The organism is Cyanobium sp. NIVA-CYA 375, assembly GCF_056108345.1.
Map to the genome: position 1 here is coordinate 1 of NZ_JBSYHW010000283.1, position 846 is coordinate 846.

Here is an 846-nt window from a genome sequence, read left to right on the forward strand (position 1 = left end):
AGCGGCTTGCGGCCAATGTGGCGATCAGCCACTGGATGGCCCAGCGCCAGCCCCTGCCCCGCCTGCAGGTGATCCCAAACCCCGTGAGCCTGGCGCCCTACCCCTGGTCGCCAGCCGCCAGCCGCCCGATCCCGCTGTTGTTCCTCGGCCGCCTGGTGAGCGAGAAGGGCCTCGATGTGCTGCTTGAGGCCCTGGCCCTGCTGGCTGCCAGGCCCGCCTCCCTGCGCCCCCGGCTGCTGGTGGTGGGCGATGGCCCGATGCGCCAGCCCTGGCAGCAGCTCACCGATCGCCTCGGCCTCCGTGATCAGGTGGAGTTTCTCGGCGCCTTCAGCGCAGCCGAGCTGCCGGCCCTGCTCAACCAGGCCCGCATCGGCGTGGTGCCTTCGGCCTGGGAGGAGCCGATGGGCCTGGTGGCGGTGGAACTGCTCGCCGCCGGCCTGATCCCGGTGGTGGCCCAGCGGGGCGGCCTGGCCGAGAACATCGGCCGCATCGGCCGCAGCTTCGCCAACGGCGATGCGGCAGCGCTGGCGGCTTTACTGGTTGATCTGCTCAGCTCGCCGCCCATTCCGGAAACCAACGCCGCCCAGGAGCTGGCCGCAGCCTTCGCGCCGATGGCGATCGCCGAGCGCTACGAAGGGCTCTACCGGCAGATCGGCCGCCGCTCTGCTCCCCGCGGCTAATGCGCATCCTGATCAGCCATCCCACCGGCAATGCCAATGTGCGCGCCGCTGCCGAAGCCTTTTACGCGGCCGGCTGGCTGGAGGCATTTCACACCGGCCTCGCCTGGCCGGCCTACTCCTGGTTGCCAGCGGCCCTGCAGCGGCGTGGTGTGCGGCTGCCTGCCCG

At 71.5% G+C, this 846-nt stretch carries 1 protein-coding gene; it reads left to right on the forward strand.

From position 1 onward, the window contains the following. The coding region (locus tag AC01FP_RS18100) for a glycosyltransferase family 4 protein (RefSeq protein WP_474482197.1) at positions 1-680 on the forward strand (680 nt) is incomplete at its 5' end. Positions 681-846: the final 166 nt, after the last annotated feature.